The following is a 23,529-nucleotide window of genomic DNA, read 5'->3' as shown; positions in this document are numbered from 1 at the left end:
CGCCTCGCGAGTTATCAGTCATCGTACAACTAGAAAAACAACTTGTCCAGATTGGACGCCAAGAAAAGTTGGCTCCGTGGTGTCGGAAAGTTCGGAAAGCCTAGGGCGCTAAAGGCCCTGCGGCCCTGCGGCGCTACGGCGCCGGCGAGCCCTGCCCCGCAGCACTTGCAGCCGCGTCGGCTTTCGCCTTCTGCTGCGCGGCTTCCTGCGCGATGCGCAGCCGCTCGCGGCTGTTGGTCAGGTGGATGCGCATGGCAGCGCGGGCCGACTCGGGGTCGCGCCGCGCGATGGCCGCATAGATCTCTTCGTGCTCGCGGTTCACGCGGCTCAGGTACGGCGCCCCGCCCTCGTGCGTGCGGATGGCGCTGATGCGCGTGCGCGGGATCAGCGTGGTGCCCAGGTGCCGCATGATGTCGGCGAAATACGGGTTGCCGGTCGACTGCGCGATCTGCAGGTGAAAGCGAAAGTCGGGCCCCACCGTGTCGCCCGCCACCACCACGTTCTTCTCGAAATCGTCCAGCGCCTGGCGCATGGCCACGAGCTGCTCGTCGGTGCGGCGGCTGGCGGCCAGGCCGGCGGATTCGGTTTCCAGGCTGATGCGCAGCTCGAGCACGGCCAGCACGTCGACCGATGCGGCGATCTCGCCCGGGTCCAGGCGAAACACCCCGCTCGAACGCGGCTGCAGCACGAAGGTGCCCACGCCGTGCAGCGTCTCGACCAGCCCGCCGGCCTGCAGCTTCGACAGCGCCTCGCGCACCACGGTGCGGCTCACACCGTAGGCCTGCATGATGGCCGACTCGGTGGGGAGCTTGTCACCCGGTCGCAGCGACTGGCTGCGGATCTTCTCGCCCAGGTCTTCCACCAGCCCGTGGGCGAGGCCGCGTGCGCGCTGGCGCGGACGCCCCACGAACGCGGCACCCACGGCGGCACCGCCCGCCCCGGCTTCCACCGGCGCCTCTGATACCAAGGGATTACCCGCAATCGACTGAACCATGGTCACGATGATAATCCCCAAACTAGTTGTACGACAACAGATAACTCATCACTCAAACCTCTTTAGAAGCCGCTGCTGAAAGCGCCACAACCCCTGAAGAGGCACTGGCGGTCCGCACGGCACTCACATGAAGTATTCCCTCGACTTCGCCCCGTTGGCATCGTACTGGCCCGTTTTCGTCAACGGTGCATGGCTGACGCTCAAGATGACCGCGCTGGCCGTGGTCATCGGCGTATGCGTCGGCACGCTGGTGGCCTTTGCCAAGCGCAGCCGCATCAAGCCGCTGTCGCGCGCCTGCACCGTCTACATCGAGATCGTGCGCAACACGCCGTTCCTGGTGCAGATCTTCCTGCTGTACTTCGGGCTGGCCAGCTTCGGCGTGCGCATGCCCACCTTCGCGGCCGCGGTGCTGGCCATGGTGATCAACATCGCGGCCTACGCCGCCGAAATCATCCGCGCCGGGCTCGAGTCGGTGCCCAAGGGGCAGATCGAGGCGGCCGAATGCCTGGGGCTGTCGAAGTGGCGCATCGGCTGGCACGTCATGCTGCAGCCGTCCATCGAGAAGGTGTACCCCGCCCTCACGAGCCAGTTCCTGCTGATGATGCAGGCCTCGGCCATGGCCTCGCAGATCTCGGCCGAAGAGCTCACGGCCATCGCCAACACGGTGCAGTCGGACACCTTCCGCTCGCTTGAGACCTACATCGTGGTCGCGGCGCTGTACCTGGTGCTCTCGCTGTTCATCAAGCTGGTGACCTGGGCGCTGGGCGAGTACCTGTTTCGCCGCCGCCGCGTCATTCGCCGCGCCACCGCGCAGGCCGGCAACGCGCAGCCCGCCGCGGGCCCGGACACCTCCACGGCCGCCGTCGCGGTGCACGGGGGTGCCGCATGAGCATCGGCCACTTCACCTTCACGCACCTGATGTACCTGGTGCAGTCCATCGGCTGGACGCTGCTGCTCTCGGCCATCGCCTTCGCGCTGGGCGCCATCGGCGGCTTCGGGCTGATGCTCGCGCGCATCTCGCCGCGGCCGTGGCTGCGCTGGTTCGCGGTGGTCTACATCGAGTGCATCCAGGGCATTCCGCTGCTGATCCTGCTGTTCATCGTGTACTTCGGCCTGTCGGTGTACGGGCTGTCGCTGCCCTCGCTGGTGGCCGCGGGCATCGCGATGATGATCTACGTCAGCGCCTACCTGGGCGACATCTGGCGCGGCTGCATCGAGGCCATGCCCAAGCCGCAATGGGAAGCCTCCGAATGCCTGGCCTTCTCGCGCTGGCAGACGCTTCGCCTGGTGATCATTCCGCAGGCCATGCGCCTGTCGCTGCCGCCCACGGTCGGCTTCCTGGTGCAGATCATCAAGATGACTTCGCTGGCCTCGGTGATCGGCTTCGTCGAGCTCACGCGGGCCGGCCAGATCATCAACAACACCATCTTCCAGCCCTTCCTGGTCTTCTTCCTGGTCGGTGCTTTCTATTTCGCCCTGTGCTATCCGCTGTCGCGTTGGAGCGAAGCGATGGAGAAGAAACTCAATGTCGCCAATCAATAAGCCGTCGCCAGGCCGTTCCCAAGTCGGCTTTGCCGCCCCCTCGGGGGGTGGCGAAGCACACGAAGTGGCAAGCCGGGGGGCCATAGTCAAGCTGGACCACGTCTACAAGAGCTTCGGCTCCAACCAGGTCCTCAAGGGTGTTTCTTTCGAGGTCGCCAAGGGCGAGATGATCGCAATCATCGGCGCCAGCGGCTCGGGCAAGAGCACGGCGCTGCGCTGCATCGACCGGCTCGAGGTGATCGACAAGGGCACCATCGAGGTCTGCGGCATCCGCGTGGACAGCCCCGGCGTCGACCTGAAGCAGCTGCGACTCGAAGTGGGCATCGTGTTCCAGAGCTACAACCTGTTCCCCCACCTCACGGTGCAGGAGAACATCATGCTGGCGCTGCGCCACGTGAAGAAGCAGTCGCGCGACGAAGCACGCGACGTTGCCGTGCGCGTGCTCGACCAGGTCGGCCTGAAGGCCAAGGCCGACGCCTACCCCGAACAACTCTCCGGCGGCCAGCAGCAGCGCGTGGCCATCGCGCGCTCGCTCGCCATGTCGCCCAAGGTGATGCTGTTCGACGAGGTCACCTCCGCGCTCGACCCCCAGCTCACCGGCGAGGTGCTGCGCGTGATGGAAGACCTGGCGGCCGGCGGCATGACCATGCTGCTGGTGACGCACGAGATGGCCTTCGCCAAGCGCGTGGCCGACCGGATCATCTACATGCACCAGGGCACCGTGTGGGAAACCGGCCCCGGCGAAATGCTCGACGCGCCCAAGACGCAAGAGCTGCATGCCTTCCTGAACAACGGGCTGTAAGCAGGCAGCCCGGGTTCCTTCATCACTCCCATATCAATTCACTCCAGGAGACTTTCATGAAACTCGGCAACCTCTTCACCCGCACCTGCATCGCGCTGGCCCTCGTGGGCGGCGTGGCGCAAGCGGCCATGGCCGACCAGCTCGACGACATCAAGAAGGCCGGCAAGGTGCGCGTGGCCATCGCCATGGGCACGCCGCTGTTCAGCTTTGCCGACGCCAACCTGCAGCCCACCGGCTCCGACGTGGACACCGCCACGCAACTGGCCAAGGACCTGGGCGTGAAGCTGGAAATCGTCTCCATCACCAACGCCGCGCGCGTGCCCACGCTGCAGGCGCAGCGCGCCGACCTGGTCATTGCCGACCTGTCGATCACGCCGGAGCGCGAGAAGGTCGTCGACTTCTCGGTGCCCTACGCGGTCATCAGCATCATCGTGGGCGGCCCCAAGAGCATCAAGGTGGCCGACTACGCCGACCTGAACGGCAAGCGCATCGGCCTGACGCGCGCCACCGTGAACGACACGCTCACCACCCAGCAGGCCAAGGGCGCGGAAATCGTGCGCTACGAGGACGACGCCACGCTCATCACCTCGATGGTCACGGGCCAGATCGACCTGTTCTCCAGCACGCCGTCGAACCTGAGCGAAATGGTCAAGCAGGCGCCCACGAAGAACCTGGAGCTCAAGTTCGCGCAGAAGGACTTCGACCTGGGCATCGCGCTGAACAAGGAGCAGCCCAAGCTCAAGGAGTGGGTGAACAACTGGGTCGTCACGAACCAGAAGAACGGCAAGCTCAACGCCATCTACAAGAAGTACCACAACCGCGACCTGCCCGAACGCATCACCAAGCTCTGAACGGACGAGTGAAGATGGAAGCCTCGAAGAACAAACTCAACCGGCTGCTGCTGACCGGCGCGGCCGGCGGCCTGGGCAAGGTGCTGCGCGAGCGGCTCAAGCCCTATGCCGACGTGCTGCGCCTGTCCGACATCGCCTCGCTGGCCCCGGCCGCCGACGCGAGCGAAGAGGTGGTGCCCTGCGACCTTTCCGACAAGGCGGCGGTGCATGCGCTGCTGGAAGGCTGCGACGCCATCGTGCACCTGGGCGGCGTGTCGGTGGAGCGGCCGTTCGAGGAGATCCTCGAGGCCAACATCAAGGGCATCTTCAACGTGTACGAGGCCGCGCGCCGCCACGGCGTGAAGCGCGTGGTGTTCGCCAGCTCGAACCACGTGATCGGCTTCTACAAGCAGAGCGAGCACATCGACGCGCACGCCGCGCGCCGGCCCGACGGCTACTACGGCCTGTCGAAGTCCTTCGGCGAGGACATGGCGCAGTTCTACTTCGACCGCTGGGGCATCGAGACGGTGAGCATCCGCATCGGCAGCTCGTTTCCCGAGCCGCTCAACCGCCGCATGATGAGCACCTGGCTGAGCTACCGCGACCTGACCACGCTGATCGAGAAGTCGCTGTTCACGCCCGGCGTGAAGCACACGGTGGTCTACGGCATGTCGGACAACCGCGACGTGTGGTGGGACAACAGCGCCGCCGCGCACCTGGGCTTCGTGCCGCAGGACGGCTCGGAAGTGTTCCGCGACAAGGTCGAGCAGCAGCCCCCCGTGGCGCCGAACGACCCGAACGCCATCTACCAGGGCGGCGCCTTCACCGCACAGGGCCCGTTCGGCGATGCCGGCTGAACTCGTTCTAGACGCGCGCAACGCCACCGGCGAAAGCCCGGTGTGGCATGCGCGCGAGCAGGCGCTGTACTGGGTCGACATTCCGGCGCGCACGCTGAACCGCTGGCACGCGGGCGAAGGCCATGCGATGTGGACCGCGAATGAAATGATCGCCTGCATCGCCCCGCGCGCGGACGTGCCCGGCGAGTGGATCGCCGGCATGGAAAGCGGCCTCTTCTCGCTGAAGCCGCAGGCCGACGGCACGCTGGCCGCCACCTCGCTCGCCAAGGTCGAGCACGCGATGCCGGCCATGCGCTTCAACGACGGCCGCTGCGACCGCCAGGGCCGCTTCTGGGCCGGCACCATGCTGCTGGACATGTCGGCGGGCGCGCGCGTCGGCCGCCTCTACAGCCACGCAAGGGGCGACACAGGCGACACAGGCAACACGGGCGCGGCCCTGCGCATGGACGACTTCATCGTGCCCAACGGCCTGGCCTTCAGCCCCGACGGCCGCACCATGTACCTGTCTGACTCGCACCCCACGGTGCAGGCAGTCTGGGCCTTCGACTACGACACCGACACCGGCACGCCCCGCAACCGCCGCCTGTTCATCGACATGCAGCCCCTGCCCGGGCGCCCCGACGGCGCCGCCATGGACACCGACGGTTGCTACTGGATCTGCGGCAACGACGCCGGCCTGGTGCACCGCTTCACGCCCGACGGCCGGCTCGACCGCTCGCTCGAAGTGCCGGTGAAGAAGCCGGCCATGTGCGCCTTCGGCGGCGCGGGCCTGGACACGCTGTTCGTCACCTCCATCCGGCCCGGCGGCATCGACCTGTCGGACCAGCCCCTGGCCGGCGGCGTGTTCGCGCTGCGGCCGGGCGCGCAGGGCGTTGCAGAGCCGATGTTCGGCACCTGAAGACGGCACGGCGCACCCCTTTCGACAACCACCAAAGCAGAGGATGAGACAAATGAAATTCACCAAGACCCTTATCGCAATTTCCGCGTGCGCCGCAGCCGCGCTGACCACATTGGCTGCACACGCCACCGAGTTCCGTTCGGCCGACATCCACCCCGACGACTACCCCACCGTGACCGCGGTGAAGTTCATGAGCGAGCGCCTGAAGGCGCTGTCGGGCGGCAAGCACAGCATCAAGGTGTTCAACAACAGTTCGCTCGGCAGCGAGAAGGACACCATCGAGCAGACCAAGATCGGCGCGCTGCAGATGGTGCGCGTGAACATCGCGCCCATGAACAACATCTGCGCCGAGACGCAGGTGCCGACCATGCCCTTCCTGTTCCGCTCGGTGGACCACCTGCACAAGGTGCTGGACGGCCCCATCGGCGAAGAGATCCTGAAGTCGTGCGAGAAGCAGGGCTTCGTGGGCCTGGCCTACTACGACAGCGGCGCCCGCTCGATGTTCACCGCCAAGAAGCCGGTGCGCAGCTTCGCCGACATGAAGGGCCTGAAGGTTCGCGTGCAGCAGTCCGACCTGTGGGTGTCGATGCTGGAAGCCATGGGCGCCAACGCCACGCCGATGCCCATGGGCGAGGTGTACACGGGCCTGAAGACCGGCCTGATCGACGCGGCCGAAAACAACTACCCCACCTACGAAAGCGCGCGCGCCTTCGAAGTGGCCAAGTACTACAGCAAGACCGAGCACTCGATGGCCCCCGAGATGCTGCTGTTCTCCAAGCGCGCGTGGGACAAGCTCTCCCCCGAAGAGCAGGGCTGGATCCGCCAGGCCGCCAAGGAATCGGTGCCCTACATGCGCAAGCAGTGGGAAGAGCGCGAAGTGAAGTCGCTGGCCACGGTGAAGGCCGGCGGCGCCGAGATCATCGAAGTCGACAAGGCCCCGTTCCAGGCCGCGATGAAGCCGGTGTACGACAAGTTCATCACCGACGCGAAGCTCAAGGACCTCGTGAAGCGCGTGCAGGACACGAAGTAAGCAAGTCGGTCCGTTGAATTGGCTCCTTCCCCTCCCGGGGGAAGGTCGGGAGGGGGCACGACGGCGCGGGAGTAAACGCGCCGCCTGCCCCCACCCCTGCCCTCCCCCCAGGGGAGGGAGAAAGACAAAGAAGAACTCACATGTACACCAAACTTTGCCGCACCCTCGCCCGTGCCTGCATGTGGTTGGGCATCCTCGGTCTCGTCGCGGTGATCTGCGCGGTGAGCTGGCAGGTGTTCGGCCGCTACGTGCTCAACAACACCCCCACCTGGGCCGAAAGCCTGGCGCTGCTGCTGGTCATCTACGTCACGATGTTCGGCGTGGCCGTGGGCGTGCGCGACGCGGGCCACATCGGCCTGGAGTCGTTCCTGGTGCTCGCGCCCGACTGGCTGCGCCTGAAGATGGAATACCTCATCCACGTGCTGATCCTGACCTTCGGGCTGGCCATGGCCTGGAACTGCGCCTCGCTCGCCGAATCGGTGTGGGACTACCGCCTGCCCACGCTGTGGATCTCCGAGGGCTGGAAATACGTGCCCGCCTCGCTGGCCGGCGTGCTCATCGTGATGTTCTCCATCGAGCACATCATCGCCCTGGCCCAAGGCCGCGAAGTCGAACCCTCGTGGGCCTGACCATGACCATTCCTCTTCTCATTCTTTGCCTTTCCTTCACGCTCTTTCTCCTGCTGGGCGTGCCGGTCGCTTTTTCCATCGGGCTGTCGGCCCTGGCCACGCTGCTGTATGAAGGCCTGCCGCTGGCGGTCGGCTTCCAGCAGATGACCTCGGGCATGGGGATCTTCTCTTTCCTGGCCATTCCGTTCTTCATCTTCGCGGGCGAGCTGATGCTCTACGGCGGCATCGCGGACCGCATCGTCAACCTGGCGCGCGACCTCGTGGGCCATGTGCGCGGCGGCCTGGGCATGTCGAACGTGGTGGCCTGCACGCTGTTCGGCGGCGTCTCGGGCTCGCCCGTGGCGGACGTCTCGGCCATGGGCGCCGTGATGATCCCCATGATGAAGAAGGAGGGCTACCACGCCGACTACGCGGTCAACGTGACGACGCACGCGGCGCTGGTCGGCGCGCTGATGCCGACCAGCCACAACCTCATCATCTATTCGCTCGCGGCGGGCGGCAAGGTGTCGATCGCGGCGCTGATCCTGGCGGCGCTGCTGCCGGCGGCCGTGCTCACCATCAGCAACCTGGCGGCCGCCTACCTGGTGGCGGTGAAGCGCGGCTACCCGGCCGGCAGCTTCCCGGGCTGGACGATCGTGGGGCGCTCGTTCGCGGCGGCGCTGCCGGGCCTGTTCATCGTGGTGCTGATCCTGGGGGGCATCCTGTCGGGCATCTTCACGGCCACCGAGTCGGCCGCGGTGGCGGTGCTGTACGCGCTGGGGCTCACCATCTTCGTGTACCGCACGCTGAAGTGGGAGCACTTCATCAAGGCGGCCTCGAAGGCGGTGCGCACCACCGGCGTGATCCTGCTGCTGATCGGCATCTCCAGCACCTTCGGCTACCTCATCAGCCTGTACGGCGTGGCCGAGCTCACGGGGCAGATGCTGTCGCAGGTGACGAGCACGCCGTGGGTCATCTTCCTGCTGATCAACATCATCCTGTTCGTGCTGGGCACCTTCCTGGACATGGCCGCCACCATCCTGCTGTGCACGCCCATCTTCCTGCCCATTGCCCAGCACTACGGCATGACCTCGGTGCAGTTCGGCATCGTGATGCTCATCAACTGCGCGCTGGGGCTGAACACGCCGCCCGTGGGCACCACCCAGTTCGTGGGGTGCGCCATCGGCGGGGTGTCGGTGGGCACGGTGATGCGCACGATCTGGCCGTTCTACGGGGCATTGATCTTTGCGCTGGGCGTGGTCACATTCGTGCCTGCGTTCTCGACCTGGCTGCCCAGCATGTTCATGGTCGTGAAGTAAGCGCAACAGGCCCGAGCACGCCCCGAGGAACCCACGATGACAGAAACCACGCGCCCACCGCACCGCATCCGCATCCACGCCGCGGACAACGTGGCCATCGTCGCGAACGACGGCGGGCTGAAGGCCGGCACGGCGTTCAGCGACGGCCTCGTGCTGGTGGACACCGTGCCCCAGGGCCACAAGGTGGCACTGGCCGACCTGGCCGAGGGCGACGCCATCGTGCGCTACAACGTGGTGATCGGCTACGCGCTGAAGGCGCTGCCGCGCGGCAGCTGGGTGCACGAGCGCGTGATGCGCATGCCCACCGCGCCCGGGCTCGACGGCCTGCCCATCGCCACCGTGAAGCCCCCCGCCCTGGCGCCGCTGGAGGGCTACACCTTCGAGGGCTACCGCAACGCCGACGGCTCGGTGGGCTCGCGCAACATCCTGGCCATTACCGAAACGGTGCAGTGCGTGGCCGGCGTGATCGACTTCGCGGTGCAGCGCATCAAGGCCGAGTTGCTGCCGAAGTACCCGAACGTGGACGACGTGGTGGGGCTGGCGCACGGCTACGGCTGCGGCGTGGCCATCGACGCGCCCGACGCGGTGGTGCCCATTCGCACGCTGCGCAACATCAGCTTGAACCCGAACTTCGGCGGCGAGGTGATGGTGGTGAGCCTGGGCTGCGAGAAGCTGCAGCCCGAGCGGCTGCTGCCGCCGGGCAGCATCCCCATCGTCGACCGGCGCGGCGAAGCGGCGGGCAGCGACGAACTCGACGTGGTCTGCCTGCAGGACGACGAGCACGTCGGCTTCATGTCGATGATCGACTCGGTCATGCGCCAGGCCGAGCAGCACCTGGTGCGCCTGAACGCGCGCCGCCGCGAGACCGTGCCCGCCAGCGAGCTGGTGGTGGGCGTGCAGTGCGGCGGCAGCGACGCCTTCTCGGGCGTGACCGCCAACCCGGCCGTGGGCTTCTGCACCGACCTGCTGGTGCGCGCGGGCGCCACGGTGATGTTCTCGGAAGTGACCGAGGTGCGCGACGGCATCGACCAGCTCACCTCGCGCGCGGCCACGCCCGAGGTGGCCGCCGCCATGATCCGCGAGATGGCCTGGTACGACGCCTACCTGGAAAAGGGCCGCGTCGACCGCAGCGCCAACACCACGCCGGGCAACAAGAAGGGCGGGCTGTCGAACATCGTCGAGAAGGCGATGGGCTCCATCGTCAAGTCGGGCTCGGCGCCCATCACCGGCGTGCTGGCGCCGGGCGAGAAGGTGGCGCAGAAGGGCCTCGTCTACGCGGCAACGCCGGCCAGCGACTTCATCTGCGGCACGCTGCAGCTGGCCGCGGGCATCAACCTGCATGTGTTCACCACCGGCCGCGGCACGCCCTACGGGCTGGCCGAGGTGCCGGTCATCAAGGTGGCCACGCGCAGCGACCTGGCGCGCCGCTGGCACGACCTGATGGATGTGAACGCGGGCCGCATCGCCGACGGCGAGGCCAGCATCGAGGACATCGGCTGGGAAATGTTCCACCTGATGCTCGACGTGGCCAGCGGCCGCAAGAAGACCTGGGCGGAGCACTGGAAGCTGCACAACGCGCTGGTGCTGTTCAACCCGGCGCCGGTCACCTGAACCCATCCCCTGCAGAACACACACCACACACGGAGCACGCAAATGGAAGACCTCAAGGACAAGGTGGCCCTCGTCACCGGCGCCAGCACCGGCATCGGCGCGGCGGTGGCCATCGCCTTCGCCGCGCGCGGCATGCGCGTGGCGGTGCACTACAACAGCTCGGTCGCCGAGGCCAACGAGGTGGTCGAGACCATCCGCGCGGCCGGCGGCGCCGCCGTGGCCGTGAAGGCCGACGTGCGCGACACGGGCGCCATCCGCGACTGCGTGAAGCAGGTGGTGGACGAGTTCGGCCGCATCGACGTGCTGGTGAACAACGCCGGCAGCCTGGTCAAGCGCGTGCCCATCGCCGAGTTCGACGACGCGCTGTTCGACGAGGTGATGCACATCAACGCACGCTCGGTGCTGGCCTGCTGCCGCGAGGTGGTGCCGCTGATGCGCGCGCAGGGCGGCGGCAACATCATCAACGTGACCTCGGTGGCGGCACGCACCGGCGGTGGGCCCGCGGCCTACCTGTACGCGGGCGCCAAGGGCTTCGTGAGCACGGCCACGCACGGGCTGGCCAAGGAGCTGGTGGGCGACCGCATCCGCGTGAACGCGGTGGCGCCGGGCGTCATCCAGACGCCGTTCCAGGACCGCTTCTCGACGCCCGCGATGCTGGAGAACTTTCGCGCCGGCATCCCGATGGGGCGCCTCGGCACGGCCGAGGAGTGCGTGGGCGCCTTCCTGTACCTGGCTTCGGAGCAACTCTCGGGCTATGTCACCGGGCAGGTGCTCGAGGTGAACGGCGGGCAGTACATGCCCTGAGCCATGGCCTGAGCCACGCTCTGCCCCTGCCGCTGCTTTCAGCTTTCAAAGATCAACAACGGAGACAAAGAAGATGACGACGAAATTCCTGCGCAAGTTCGCGGCCCTCACCGGCGCGGCCTGCATCGCCTTCGGCCTCGCGGCACCCGCCGCCCAGGCCGCCGGCAACGACTACCCGAACCACACGGTCGAGCTGATCGTGCCCTACCAGCCCGGCGGCGGCACCGACGCGCTGGCCCGCGCCTTCGCCGACGCGAGCCGCAAGCACATGTCTGAAAGCATCGTCATCGTGAACCGCCCCGGCGCGGGCGGCGCCATCGGCTGGAACGAGGTGATCCATTCGCGCCCCGATGGCTACAAGCTGGCGGTGCTCACGGTGGAGCTGCTCACGCTGCCGCACCTGGGCCTGGCCAAGTTCAACTACGACGACTTCCAGCCGATCGCGCAGCTCAACGCCGACCCGGCCGCCATCACGGTGAAGGCCGACTCGCCCTACAACACCATCGAGGAATTCCTGGCCGCGGCCAAGAAGAAGCCCGGCGAAATGGGCGTGGGCAACTCGGGCACCGGCTCCATCTGGCACCTGGCGGCCTCGGCGCTCGAAGACAAGACCGGCGCCAAGTTCAACCACATTCCGTTCCAGGGCGCGGGCCCGGCCGTGCTGGCGCTGCTCGGCGGCCACGTCGACGCGGTGGCCGTGAGCCCGGCCGAGGTGTCGACCTACGTGCAGGCCGGCAAGCTGAAGATGCTGGTGCTGATGGCCGACAAGCGCATGGCCGCCTTCGACAAGGTGCCCACCGCCAAGGAGCGCGGCATCGACATTTCCATCGGCACCTGGCGCGGCCTCGGCGCGCCGAAGAACACGCCGCCCGAAGTGATGGCCAAGCTGCGCGACATCGCCGCCAAGACGGCCAAGGAGCCGCTGCTGCGCGAGGTGATGGACAAGCAGAACCTGGGCTACGTGTACACCGACGGCGCCGCCTTCAAGGAAACGCTGGCCAAGGACAACGACTACTTCAAGGCACTGATCACCAAACTGGGCATCAAGCCCTGAGCGACGCAGCGATGAAGACGACCATCGCATCGCTGCTGTGGCTGGCCGCGGCCGCGCCGGCCCCGGCGCTCGCCGCAACCTGGGTGTACGTGTCGAACGCGGACAGCCAGGAAATCTCGGTGCTGGAGCTCGACCGCGCGCAGGGCGCGCTCAAGCCCGTGCAGACGCTGAACGTCGGCGGCACGGTGATGCCGATGGTGGTGAGCCGCGACAGGCGCGTGCTGTACGCCGCGCTGCGCTCGCAGCCGTTTCGCGTGACGGCGCTGTCCATCGACGGCGCCAGCGGCAAGCTGCAGAAGCTCGGCGAGGCGCCGCTGGCCGACAGCATGGCCAACATCGACCTGGACGCGAGCGGCCAGTGGCTGTTCGCGGCCTCGTACCAGGGCGGGAAGATCACGGTGAACGCGGTGGGCAAGGACGGCACGGTCGGCCCCATCCACCAGCTGATCCAGACCGGGCCGAACGCGCACGCCATTCACGCGGACGCCAGCAACCGGTTCGTGCTCGCGACCAGCCTGGGCGCGGACAACGTCTCCAGCTGGCGCTTCGACGCGCAGAAGGGGCTGCTGTCGCCCAACGACCCGCCGCTGACCGCCACCGCCGCCAAGTCGGGCCCGCGCCACTTCGTGTGGGACAAGGCGCAGCGTTACCTCTACCTGCTCGACGAACTCGACGCGGGGCTGCACGTGTACGCCTGGGACGCCGCGCGCGGCACGCTGAAGCTCGCGCAGAGCACCACCACCCTGCCCGCCGGCTTCACCGGCAAGCCCTGGGCGGCCGACCTGCACCTGACGCCCGACGGGCGCTACCTGTATGCGTCGGAGCGCACGTCGAGCACGCTGTCGGCCTTCAAGGTCGATGCCGCCACGGGGCAGCTGCAGCCGCTGGGCTTCACGCCGACCGAGAAGGGGCCGCGCGGTTTCGCCATCGACGCGACCGGGCGCTACCTGATCGCCGCGGGGCAGGAGTCGAACGGCATCTCTCTGTATGCCATCGACCCCGACACCGGCGCGCTGGGCAAGCCGCAGCACCTGGACGTTGGCAAGAACCCGAACTGGATCGAGATCGTCGACGTGCCGTGACGGGGTCGGCCCCTCACCCTGATGCTTCACGGCGCCACCACCCAAAACCATAAGGAGACATTGACATGCAACGCCGCACCCTCATTCGCACCGCCCTCGCCGCTTCGCTCGGCTCCGCGTTCACCGCCGGGCTTCCCGCCGCCTTCGCGCAGGGCAGCAACAGTTGGCCCACGGGCAAGGCCATCACCTACCTCGTGCCCTTTCCGGCCGGCGGCACCACCGACGTGCTGGGCCGCCTGATCGCGCAGAAGCTGGGCCCGGTGCTGGGCACCAGCGTGATCATCGACAACAAGGGCGGCGCCGGCGGCAGCGTGGGCTCCGAGGTGGGCGCGCGCGCCGCGCCGGACGGCTTCACGCTGGTGGGCGGCACCATCAGCTCGCACGCCATCAACGTGAGCCTGTACCCGAAGATCGGCTACGACCCGATCAAGTCGTTTGCCCCGGTAACGCTCATCGGCACCAACCCGGTGGTGCTGGTGGTGAGCCAGTCGAGCCCCTACAAGACGCTGAAGGACGTGATCGCGGCCAGCAAGGCCAAGCCGGGCGGGCTCTCGTCGGCCTCGGCCGGCACGGGCACCTCGCAGCACCTGGCGCTGGAGCTGCTGGCCTTCAAGTCGGGCGTGAAGTTCACGCACATTCCCTACAAGGGCAGCGGCCCGGCCATCCAGGACGCGATCGGCGGGCAGGTCGACATGATGTTCGACACCACCGTGGTGGCGGGCCCGCACATCCAGAGCGGCAAGCTGCGCGCCATTGCGGTCACGTCGTCGAAGCGCCTGGCCTCGATGCCCGACGTGCCCACGGTGGCCGAGTCGGGCGTGCCGGGGCTGCAGGACTTCGAGGTGGTGTCGTGGCAGGCCATCTTCGTGCCCGCGGGCACGCCGGCGCCGGTGGTCGACAAGCTGCACACCGAGATCCGCAAGATCCTGGCGACGCCCGAGATGCAGGACAAGCTCAAGGGCTTCGGCATGGAGCCGACCGACCTCAGCACCACGCAGATCGCCGCGTTCCAGAAGACCGAGGTGGACAAGTGGGCACAGGTCATCAAGGCAGCGGGCATCAAGGCCGACTAGCTTCGGGCGCGCGGCGCGCCCGAAGCGGCGGCGGGGCCGGGAAACCAAGGGAAGCTTCCTACGCCCCGGCGCGGGAGCGCTTTATAGAATGCCCCTCCCGACCCCGATTCCAACTCCAATTCCAGGCCCTCCCCACGTGTCCGACCGCTCCGCCGTACTGCCCCAATACCTGTTCCCGAAACAGGCACTGACCAATTTCGCCGGCTGGGTCGCGGGCAAGGAGCGGGGGGCTGTCACGACGTGGATCATCCGGCGCTTCGTGGCCAAGTACGACGTGAACATGGGCGAGGCGCTGGAGTCGGACGTCGAGTACTACAAGAGCTTCAACCAGTTCTTCACGCGCGCGCTCAAGCCCGGCGCCCGCCCGCTGGCGCAGGCCGACCTGGTGTGCCCGGTGGACGGCGCGATCAGCCAGTTCGGCCCCATCGAGGGCGACCAGATCTTCCAGGCCAAGGGCCACAACTACACGACCACGGCGCTGGTGGGCGGCGACGCCACGCTGGCCGCCAAGTTCGCGCACGGCAGCTTCGCCACGCTGTACCTGAGCCCCAAGGACTACCACCGCATCCACATGCCCTGCGACGGGCGGCTGGTGCGCATGATCCACGTGCCGGGCGACCTGTTCTCGGTGAACCCGACCACGGCACGCGGCGTGCCCGGCCTGTTCGCCCGCAACGAGCGCGTGGTGTGCGTGTTCGAGTCGGCGCAGGGCCCCTTCGTGCTGGTGCTGGTGGGCGCCACCATCGTGGGCAGCATGGCCACGGTGTGGCACGGCGTGGTCAACCCGCCGCGCGTGGGCGAGCTGCGCGAGTGGAGCTACAACGACCAGCAGATCGACATCCGCAAGGGCGACGAGATGGGCCGTTTCTTGCTCGGCTCCACCGTCGTCATGCTGTTCCCCAAGCCGCCCGTGGCGTTCAACCCGGAATGGTCGCCGGGCCGCGCGATCCGCCTGGGCGAGGCCATGGCCAACTACGCCGGCGTTTGACCGGTCTGCGAGTGCGGTTCATCACGCCGTTCGTGACACCGTTTTGTGACACCAATTTGTGAGGCTTTGTCTCACAACCCGCATGCAGCATGCGCCGACAGCTATAAAACTAGTAGCATCCTCTTCCTTTGCGATATAGTCGCCGGCCGACGAGACGGCCCTAGACGGTCAGAAACGGTCCAGCCCCAACCACAAGAACGCGAGGCCCGGTGGCTCGCCCAGCTTCGAGGAGATGATGTCGATGAGTACCAAGGAAAACGCTGCCGTCAGCCAGCTGCTCGCCCTGCTCGAAGCCCGCTACGCGCTGCGCGTGCTCTGGGCCCTGCGCGACGGCCATGCCCAGACCTTTCGCCTGCTGCAGGACAGCGTGGGCGGCATCACTCCCAACACGCTGAACACCCGCATCAAGGAACTGCGCGAGGCCGGAATCGTCGGCCACGGCAGCGACGGCTACAGCCTCACGCTCAGCGGGCAAGACCTGCTCAAGCGGCTGTCCGACCTGCAGGCCTTCGCCGGCAAGTGGCAGCTCGGGCAGCTCAAGAAGGCGGCGGCGCCGGTCGTTCCAGCAGCTACCGCCGCTGCGCCAGCTACAGCTCCCGGGACCACTGCGCCAACCGCGCCGACCGCGCCCGCCGCAACCGAGCCTCCCGCCACCACGGCGGCGCCTGCTCCCACACCCGCGCCGCCCACCGACGACACCGGCACCCGCTGACCGACGACAGGCCGGCGCCGCCCGGCCTCGGTAAACTCCGCGCCTTCGATTCAATTTCACACCCATCGACGCAAGGAGCGTTTCCCATGCCTACCACCCCCTCCGGCCTGCAATACGAAGACACCGAAGTCGGCACCGGTTCCGAAGCCAAGGCCGGCCAGCACGTGCATGTGCACTACACCGGCTGGCTCTACAACGACGGCGTGCAAGGCGCCAAGTTCGACTCCAGCCGCGACCGCAACGACCCGTTCGCGTTCTCGCTGGGCGCCGGCCAGGTCATCAAGGGCTGGGACGAAGGCGTGGCCGGCATGAAGATCGGTGGCAAGCGCACCCTGATCATCCCGGCAGCCCTGGGCTATGGCGCCCGCGGCGCCGGCGGCGTGATTCCCCCGAACGCCACGCTGAAGTTCGACGTTGAGCTGCTTGACGCCCACTGAGTTTGCGCAAAACGGCTTGAAAGGCCCGATTCCGGGCCTTTTTCATGTCCAACCGGCCCTGAAACGGGCCTTTTCAGCGCATTTCTTCGCTTGAAATGCCCTGGGCCAGCCCCAAGTGGCTGGCTATCGTTTGTTTTTCCGGCTCACGCCGGTTCTTTGAAAAATGACTGACCCGCAACAATCCGCACAGAATTCGCAAATGCTGCAAGGCGAGCCCAGCCCCGAAGAACTGGAGGCCGCGCAAGCCGCCAACGAAGCCGATGCCCTCGCCGCCCTGGCACAGGCCCAAGGCGAACTGGCTGCCCTTCAGGCCAAGAACACCGAACTCGCCGACCAGTACCTGCGCGCCCAGGCCGACGTGCAGAACGCCCGCCGCCGCGCCGACGACGAGATCACCAAGGCCCGCAAGTTCGCCGTCGAGGCCTTCGCCGAAAGCCTGCTGCCCGTGACCGACAGCCTGGAAGCCGGCCTGGCCATCAAGGACGCCACCCCCGAGCAGATCCGCGAAGGCGCCGAAGCCACGCTGCGCCAGCTGAAGAGCGCGCTCGAACGCAACAAGGTGATCGAAGTGGCGCCCGCCGCCGGCACCAAGTTCGACCCGCACCAGCACCAGGCCATCTCGGTGGTGCCCGCCGACCAGGAACCCAACACCGTGGTCACCGTGCTCCAGAAGGGCTACACCATCAACGAGCGCGTGCTGCGCCCGGCGCTGGTGACGGTCAGCGCACCCAAGTAATCACGCAAAGACGCGAACCGCGCACACAAGATTCCCACAGGAAATCCCCGCATCGTCCACTTGAATCGCGACGGGTTATCCACAAGTTCATAACAACATATTTTTCAGGCTTTCAGGAGTACAGAACATGGCAAAGATCATCGGCATCGACCTCGGCACCACCAACTCGTGCGTGTCGATCATGGAAGGCAACACCACGCGTGTGATCGAGAACTCGGAAGGTGCGCGCACCACGCCGTCGATCGTCGCGTACCAGGAAGACGGTGAAGTGCTGGTCGGTGCCTCGGCCAAGCGCCAGGCCGTCACCAACCCGAAGAACACGCTCTACGCGATCAAGCGCCTGATCGGGCGCAAGTTCGGCGAAAAGGAAGTGCAGAAGGACATCGACCTGATGCCCTACACCATCGCCAAGGCCGACAACGGCGACGCATGGGTCGAAGTGCGCGGCAAGAAGATGGCCCCGCAACAGGTCAGCGCCGACATCCTGCGCAAGATGAAGAAGACCGCCGAAGACTACCTCGGCGAAACCGTGACCGAAGCCGTGATCACGGTGCCGGCCTACTTCAACGACGCCCAGCGCCAGGCCACCAAGGACGCCGGCCGCATCGCGGGCCTCGACGTCAAGCGCATCATCAACGAGCCCACCGCCGCGGCCCTGGCCTTCGGCCTGGACAAGCAGGACAAGGCCGACCGCAAGATCGCCGTGTATGACCTGGGTGGCGGCACCTTCGACGTGTCGATCATCGAAATTGCCGACGTGGACGGCGAGAAGCAGTTCGAAGTGCTGTCGACCAACGGCGACACCTTCCTGGGCGGCGAAGACTTCGACCAGCGCATCATCGACTACATCATTGCCGAGTTCAAAAAGGAACAAGGCGTCGACCTGAGCAAGGACGTGCTGGCCCTGCAACGCCTGAAGGAAGCCGCTGAAAAGGCCAAGATCGAGCTGTCGAACAGCGCGCAGACCGACATCAACCTGCCGTACATCACGGCCGATGCGTCGGGTCCGAAGCACCTGAACATCAAGCTCACCCGCGCCAAGCTGGAAAGCCTGGTCGACGAGCTGGTCGAGCGCACCATCGCCCCCTGCCGCCTGGCCATCAAGGACGCCGGCATCAGCGTGAGCGACATCAACGACGTGATCCTGGTCGGCGGCATGACCCGCATGCCCAAGGTGCAGGAAAAGGTGAAGGCCTTCTTCGGCAAGGAACCGCGCAAGGACGTGAACCCCGACGAAGCCGTGGCCGTCGGCGCCGCCATTCAAGGGCAAGTGCTCTCTGGCGACCGCAAGGACGTGCTGCTGCTGGACGTGACCCCGCTGTCGCTGGGCATCGAGACCATGGGCGGCGTGATGACCAAGATGATCACGAAGAACACCACGATCCCGACGAAGTTCGCGCAGACCTTCTCGACCGCCGAAGACAACCAGCCGGCCGTGACCATCAAGGTGTTCCAGGGCGAACGCGACATCGCCTCGGGCAACAAGGCGCTGGGCGAGTTCAACCTCGAAGGCATTCCGCCGGCATCGCGCGGCACGCCGCAGATCGAAGTGAGCTTCGACATCGACGCCAACGGCATCCTGCACGTGGGCGCCAAGGACAAGGGCACGGGCAAGGAAAACAAGATCACCATCAAGGCGAACTCGGGCTTGAGCGAAGACGAGATCCAGAAGATGGTGAAGGACGCCGAGCTCAACGCCGAAGACGACAAGAAGAAGCTCGAGATCGTGCAGGCCCGCAACCAGGGCGAAGCCATGGTGCACAGCGTGAAGAAGTCGCTGGGCGAGCACGGTGCCAGCCTGGAAGCCGCTGAAAAAGACGCGATCGAAGCCGCGATCAAGGACCTGGAAGAAGCCCTCAAGGGTGAAGACAAGTCCGCCATCGAGGACAAGACCAACACGCTGATGACGGCCAGCCAGAAGCTCGGCGAGAAGATGTATGCCGAATCGCAGGCCGCGGCCGGCGCCTCGGCCGCCAGCGGCCCGGCTGGCGCGGAAGCTGCTGCGCATGCGCAGGCCGACGACAACGTGGTCGACGCCGAAGTCAAGGAAGTCAAGAAGGGCTGATCTTCAGCCGCTTGCACGAGGCTGGAACACCTGAAAAGGTGCTCCAGCCTTTCTTGCTTCCGAGTTATCCGTTTTTCCTGCTGCTTCCCTGACCTGTTGAGCGACCTGCCATGGCCACCAAACGCGACTATTACGAAACCCTCGGCGTCCCCAAGAACGCGAGCGAGGAAGAAATCAAGAAGGCTTATCGCAAGCTCGCGATGAAGCACCACCCCGACCGCAACCACGGCGACACCAGCAAGGACGCCGAGGCCAAGTTCAAGGAGGTGAAGGAAGCCTACGAAATGCTGTCCGACGGGCAGAAGCGCGCGGCCTACGACCAGTACGGCCATGCCGGCGTCGACCCCAACATGCGCGGCGGCCCGGGCGCGGAAGGCTTCGGCGGCTTCGCGGAAGCCTTCGGCGACATCTTCGGCGACGTGTTCGGCGGCGGTGGTGGCCGGGGCGGACGCACCAGCAGCGGCCGCCAGGTGTTCCGCGGCAGCGACCTGAGCTACGCGATGGAAATCACGCTGGAGGAAGCCGCCGAGGGCAAGACCACCGAGATCCGCATTCCCACCTGGGACGAGTGCGACACCTGCCACGGCTCGGGCGCCAAGCCCGGCACCAAGCCCATCACCTGCACCACCTGCCACGGCGCGGGCGCGGTGCAGATGCGCCAGGGCTTCTTCAGCGTGCAGCAGACCTGCCCCACCTGCCACGGCAGCGGCAAGATCATTCCCGAGCCCTGCACCGTGTGCCATGGCCAGGGCAAGATCAAGCGCAACAAGACGCTCGAAGTGAAGATTCGCGCCGGCATCGACGACGGCCAGCGCATGCGCGTCACCGGCAGCGGCGAGCCCGGCGTTAACGGCGGCCCGCCGGGCGACCTGTACATCGAGATCCGGCTGAAGAAGCACGACATCTTCGAGCGCGACGGCGACAACCTGCACTGCGTGGTGCCGGTGAGCATGACCACGGCGGCGCTGGGCGGCGAGATCAACGTGCCCACGCTCAAGGGCGCGGCGGCCATCGACATTCCCGAGGGCACGCAAAGTGGCAAGCAGTTCCGCCTGCGCGGCAAGGGCATCAAGGGCGTGAACTCCAGCTACCCGGGCGACCTGTACTGCCACGTGCGCGTGGAAACGCCGGTGAAGCTCACCGAGCACCAGCGCAAGGTGCTCAAGGAGCTGGACGAGTCGCTGAAGAAGGGCGGCGAAAAGCACAGCCCGACCGACAAGGGCTGGTTCGACAAGGCGAAGGAATTCTTCAGCTGAGTCGGTGCGCGGCGGGCTTGGAGGCCCGCCAGCACCAAAGGCGTGCAGCAGCGGGGCGAACGCGCTGCTTTCCATGCCTTGCGGCACCCCGGTGCTGCATCGCACGCCACTTCTCCTGCGGCATGTAACACCTGAGACCTCATCTCGGGTGGCCGCACCCTCCTCCCCTCAGGGCCGCTCCGCGGCCCTTTTTCATGTCCGTTGCTTCAACGTGGTGCATCGAGCCGCAAGAAGCCGGCGCACGGCACCAGCACGGCGTTTGCCGCACCGTCTCGGACCACGCCGACCCGCATCCGCGTCGCGTTCCCACGCGTACAAGCGGAAGCCGCTCATACAGAAGTGGCGCGAGGATTGCTTTTATATTTTTTTCAACGAGCAATAAACCAAACGGCAGATCGCGCGTTATTGAGGAAGACGCCCCGTTTTATTGAGCCCCGAGGCTCAATAGGCGGTGCTTTACCGGAGAAAACAGGAATATGGACGATGGCCATTCGCCATAGGTGTTTCACCCGGGGAGAATTAAGAAAGCGAGCTTTTGAATTTAGCCGAAATTTGAAAATCCGTTCCGCATTTTTCGAGGAACTTTACTCGGCGATGGGGTTCTGATTTAACAAATGATTTGCCAGGTTCAATCTTTGCTTTATGCTGGTTGTTAAGCAGATTGTGTAAGGGGAGTTTTCCGCGGCATGCAGCCACGGGCAGGCACAACCTTTAAATGTTGCGCATCGCCTTTGCTGCACGCTATCGGGCCAAAAGCCCATTGACTTGATGGAGGCGTGACCATGGATGTGATCAGCAACTTTGCCGCCCGCTACGAGCGCACCCGCGAGGAAGTCATCTCGCTGCAGGACTACCTGGACACCTGCAAGCGCGACCCCACGGCGTATGCCACCGCCTCCGAGCGCATGCTCAAGGCCATTGGCGAACCCGAACTGGTGGATACCCGCAACGACCCCCGTCTTTCGCGGATCTTCGCCAACAAGGTCATCAAGATCTATCCGGCGTTCAAGGAGTTCTATGGCATGGAAGAAGCCATAGAACAGGTGGTGTCCTATTTCCGCCACGCCGCGCAGGGGCTGGAAGAAAAGAAGCAAATCCTTTACCTGCTGGGCCCGGTGGGCGGCGGCAAGAGTTCGATCGCCGAGCGGCTCAAGCAGCTCATGGAGCACGTTCCTTTCTACGCCATCCAGGGCTCGCCGGTCAATGAATCGCCCCTCGGGCTGTTCGACACGACCGAAGACGGCGAGATCCTTGAAAAGGAATACGGCATCCCGCGCCGCTACCTGAACCGAATTCTCTCGCCCTGGGCCGTCAAGCGCCTGGAGGAGTACGGCGGCGACATCCGCCAGTTCAAGATCGTCAAGCGCTTCCCGTCGGTGCTGCGCCAGATCGCGGTGGCCAAGACCGAGCCGGGCGACGAGAACAACCAGGACATCTCCTCGCTGGTCGGCAAGGTCGACATCCGCAAGCTCGAAACCTACGCCCAGGACGACCCCGACGCCTACGCCTACTCCGGCGGCCTGTGCCTGGCCAACCAGGGGCTGCTGGAGTTCGTGGAAATGTTCAAGGCGCCCATCAAGGTGCTGCACCCGCTGCTCACGGCCACGCAGGAAGGCAACTTCAAGGGCACCGAAGGCTTCGGCGCCATCCCCTTCGACGGCATCGTGCTGGCGCACAGCAACGAGAGCGAGTGGAAGGCCTTTCGCAACAACAAGAACAACGAGGCTTTCCTCGACCGGATCTACATCGTCAAGGTGCCCTACTGCCTGCGCGCCTCGGAAGAAATCAAGATCTACGAGAAGCTGGTGCGCAACTCGTCGCTGGCGCAGGCGCCCTGCGCCCCCGGCACGCTGCGCATGATGGCCCAGCTCTCGGTGCTCACGCGGCTGAAGGAGCCGGAGAACTCCAGCACCTTCAGCAAGATGCAGGTGTACGACGGCGAAAGCCTGAAGGACACCGACCCCAAGGCCAAGTCGATCCAGGAGTACCGCGACTACGCGGGCGTCGACGAGGGCATGAGCGGGGTTTCGACCCGCTTCGCGTTCAAGATCATTTCGAAGGTCTTCAACTTCGACAGCTCCGAAGTGGCCGCGAACCCGGTGCACCTGATGTACGTGCTCGAGCAGCAGATCGAGCGCGAGCAGTTCGCCCCCGAGGTCGAGCAGAAGTACATCAGCTACATCAAGGAGCTGCTGGCGCCGCGCTACGCCGAGTTCATCGGCAAGGAGATCCAGACCGCCTACCTGGAGAGCTACAGCGAGTACGGCCAGAACATCTTCGACCGCTACGTGACCTACGCCGACTACTGGATCCAGGACCAGGAGTTCCGCGACGTGGACACCGGCGAGGTGTTCGACCGCGCGTCGCTCAACGGCGAGCTCGAGAAGATCGAGCGGCCCGCGGGCATCGGCAACCCGAAGGACTTCCGCAACGAGATCGTCAACTTCGTGCTGCGGGCGCGTGCCGGCAACAGCGGGCGCAACCCGGCCTGGACCAGCTACGAGAAGCTGCGCTCGGTGATCGAGAAGAAGATGTTCTCCAACACCGAAGAGCTGCTGCCCGTGATCAGCTTCAACACCAAGAGCAGCGCCGACGAGCAGAAGAAGCACGAGGACTTCGTCACGCGAATGGTCGAGAAGGGCTACACCGCCAAGCAGGTGCGCTTGCTCTGCGAGTGGTACCTGCGGGTGCGCAAGAGTTCGTGATATGGCACACCCCCAGGCTTCGCGCACTTCGTGTCGCTTCTCCAACCCCCTTGCAGGGGGCAACGCCAGCGGCCCGGCAAAGCCGGTTCCGCGGCGTTTCACGAAGGAACGCAGCCTGATAAGTCA

Annotated in this window: 22 protein-coding genes; 21 read left to right on the top strand and 1 reads right to left on the bottom strand. The window is 66.0% G+C overall.

The features are described from left to right. Nucleotides 1-133: 133 nt before the first annotated feature. A complete protein-coding gene (locus QTI51_RS04595) occupies nucleotides 134-994 on the bottom strand; it encodes a FadR/GntR family transcriptional regulator (RefSeq protein WP_116907998.1) in 861 nt (286 codons plus the stop codon). A 127-nt stretch (nucleotides 995-1,121) separates the two neighbouring features. Here QTI51_RS04595 and QTI51_RS04590 point away from each other — a divergent pair, with 127 nt between their 5' ends. The 21 genes from QTI51_RS04590 to QTI51_RS04490 all read left to right on the top strand — a co-directional run bounded on the left by QTI51_RS04590 (nucleotide 1,122) and on the right by QTI51_RS04490 (nucleotide 23,403). Beyond that, a complete protein-coding gene (locus tag QTI51_RS04590) occupies nucleotides 1,122-1,883 on the top strand; it encodes an amino acid ABC transporter permease (RefSeq protein WP_116907999.1) in 762 nt (253 codons plus the stop codon). Next, nucleotides 1,880-2,536 (top strand): amino acid ABC transporter permease, encoded by a 657-nt coding sequence (locus QTI51_RS04585; RefSeq protein WP_116908000.1) that lies wholly within the window; start codon nucleotides 1,880-1,882, stop codon nucleotides 2,534-2,536. Before QTI51_RS04590 ends, QTI51_RS04585 begins: the two co-directional genes overlap by 4 nt. Before the next feature lie 64 nt (nucleotides 2,537-2,600). Beyond that, nucleotides 2,601-3,338 carry an amino acid ABC transporter ATP-binding protein gene (locus tag QTI51_RS04580; protein WP_286547591.1) on the top strand — a complete coding sequence of 246 codons (738 nt, stop codon included), beginning with the start codon at nucleotides 2,601-2,603 and terminating at the stop codon, nucleotides 3,336-3,338. A 56-nt stretch (nucleotides 3,339-3,394) separates the two neighbouring features. Next, nucleotides 3,395-4,189, top strand: coding sequence for a transporter substrate-binding domain-containing protein (locus tag QTI51_RS04575; RefSeq protein ID WP_116908002.1), 795 nt, complete (start codon nucleotides 3,395-3,397; stop codon nucleotides 4,187-4,189). A 14-nt stretch (nucleotides 4,190-4,203) separates the two neighbouring features. Further along, nucleotides 4,204-5,025, top strand: coding sequence for an NAD-dependent epimerase/dehydratase family protein (locus QTI51_RS04570; RefSeq protein WP_116908003.1), 822 nt, complete (start codon nucleotides 4,204-4,206; stop codon nucleotides 5,023-5,025). Next, complete coding sequence (locus QTI51_RS04565; protein WP_116908004.1) at nucleotides 5,015-5,923, top strand: SMP-30/gluconolactonase/LRE family protein; 909 nt, start codon at nucleotides 5,015-5,017, stop codon at nucleotides 5,921-5,923. Before QTI51_RS04570 ends, QTI51_RS04565 begins: the two co-directional genes overlap by 11 nt. Before the next feature lie 52 nt (nucleotides 5,924-5,975). After that, a complete protein-coding gene (locus QTI51_RS04560) occupies nucleotides 5,976-6,953 on the top strand; it encodes a TRAP transporter substrate-binding protein (RefSeq protein WP_116908005.1) in 978 nt (325 codons plus the stop codon). Nucleotides 6,954-7,093: 140 nt separating this feature from the next. Further along, complete coding sequence (locus tag QTI51_RS04555; RefSeq protein ID WP_116908006.1) at nucleotides 7,094-7,582, top strand: TRAP transporter small permease; 489 nt, start codon at nucleotides 7,094-7,096, stop codon at nucleotides 7,580-7,582. Between the two features lie 2 nt (nucleotides 7,583-7,584). Then, nucleotides 7,585-8,880: a TRAP transporter large permease gene (locus QTI51_RS04550; RefSeq protein ID WP_116908532.1), complete on the top strand. Its 1,296-nt coding sequence runs from the start codon at nucleotides 7,585-7,587 to the stop codon at nucleotides 8,878-8,880. Between the two features lie 36 nt (nucleotides 8,881-8,916). Continuing rightward, on the top strand, nucleotides 8,917-10,491 hold the full coding sequence (gene garD / locus QTI51_RS04545; protein ID WP_116908007.1) for a galactarate dehydratase: 1,575 nt from the start codon (nucleotides 8,917-8,919) through the stop codon (nucleotides 10,489-10,491). 42 nt (nucleotides 10,492-10,533) lie between these two features. Beyond that, nucleotides 10,534-11,295, top strand: coding sequence for an SDR family NAD(P)-dependent oxidoreductase (locus tag QTI51_RS04540; protein WP_116908008.1), 762 nt, complete (start codon nucleotides 10,534-10,536; stop codon nucleotides 11,293-11,295). 73 nt (nucleotides 11,296-11,368) lie between these two features. Beyond that, nucleotides 11,369-12,349, top strand: a complete 981-nt coding sequence (locus QTI51_RS04535) for a Bug family tripartite tricarboxylate transporter substrate binding protein (protein ID WP_116908009.1) — start codon at nucleotides 11,369-11,371, stop codon at nucleotides 12,347-12,349. Between the two features lie 11 nt (nucleotides 12,350-12,360). Further along, nucleotides 12,361-13,431 (top strand): lactonase family protein, encoded by a 1,071-nt coding sequence (locus QTI51_RS04530; protein WP_116908010.1) that lies wholly within the window; start codon nucleotides 12,361-12,363, stop codon nucleotides 13,429-13,431. 65 nt (nucleotides 13,432-13,496) lie between these two features. Next, nucleotides 13,497-14,504, top strand: coding sequence for a Bug family tripartite tricarboxylate transporter substrate binding protein (locus tag QTI51_RS04525; protein WP_116908011.1), 1,008 nt, complete (start codon nucleotides 13,497-13,499; stop codon nucleotides 14,502-14,504). A 136-nt stretch (nucleotides 14,505-14,640) separates the two neighbouring features. Then, nucleotides 14,641-15,492: an archaetidylserine decarboxylase gene (gene asd, locus QTI51_RS04520; RefSeq protein ID WP_116908012.1), complete on the top strand. Its 852-nt coding sequence runs from the start codon at nucleotides 14,641-14,643 to the stop codon at nucleotides 15,490-15,492. A gap of 241 nt (nucleotides 15,493-15,733) precedes the next feature. Beyond that, nucleotides 15,734-16,204: a winged helix-turn-helix transcriptional regulator gene (locus QTI51_RS04515; protein WP_286512630.1), complete on the top strand. Its 471-nt coding sequence runs from the start codon at nucleotides 15,734-15,736 to the stop codon at nucleotides 16,202-16,204. Nucleotides 16,205-16,290: 86 nt separating this feature from the next. Further along, the gene (locus QTI51_RS04510; RefSeq protein ID WP_116908013.1) at nucleotides 16,291-16,641 is read left to right on the top strand and encodes an FKBP-type peptidyl-prolyl cis-trans isomerase; all 351 of its coding nucleotides are present in this window, start codon (nucleotides 16,291-16,293) and stop codon (nucleotides 16,639-16,641) included. Between the two features lie 163 nt (nucleotides 16,642-16,804). Next, entirely contained in the window at nucleotides 16,805-17,377 is a 573-nt protein-coding gene (grpE, locus tag QTI51_RS04505; protein ID WP_116908014.1) for a nucleotide exchange factor GrpE, read from the top strand. Between the two features lie 127 nt (nucleotides 17,378-17,504). Continuing rightward, a complete protein-coding gene (gene dnaK / locus QTI51_RS04500) occupies nucleotides 17,505-19,442 on the top strand; it encodes a molecular chaperone DnaK (protein ID WP_116908015.1) in 1,938 nt (645 codons plus the stop codon). A gap of 110 nt (nucleotides 19,443-19,552) precedes the next feature. Further along, nucleotides 19,553-20,698, top strand: a complete 1,146-nt coding sequence (gene dnaJ / locus QTI51_RS04495) for a molecular chaperone DnaJ (RefSeq protein WP_116908016.1) — start codon at nucleotides 19,553-19,555, stop codon at nucleotides 20,696-20,698. A gap of 782 nt (nucleotides 20,699-21,480) precedes the next feature. Then, nucleotides 21,481-23,403, top strand: a complete 1,923-nt coding sequence (locus tag QTI51_RS04490) for a PrkA family serine protein kinase (RefSeq protein ID WP_116908017.1) — start codon at nucleotides 21,481-21,483, stop codon at nucleotides 23,401-23,403. Nucleotides 23,404-23,529: the final 126 nt, after the last annotated feature.

Origin of the sequence: Variovorax sp. J22G73 (genome assembly GCF_030317035.1) — a bacterium.
Classification (GTDB): Bacteria; Pseudomonadota; Gammaproteobacteria; order Burkholderiales; family Burkholderiaceae_C; genus Variovorax.
The sequence above is the reverse complement of the archived record's forward strand: the minus strand, read 5'-3'. Positions and strand labels throughout refer to the sequence as shown.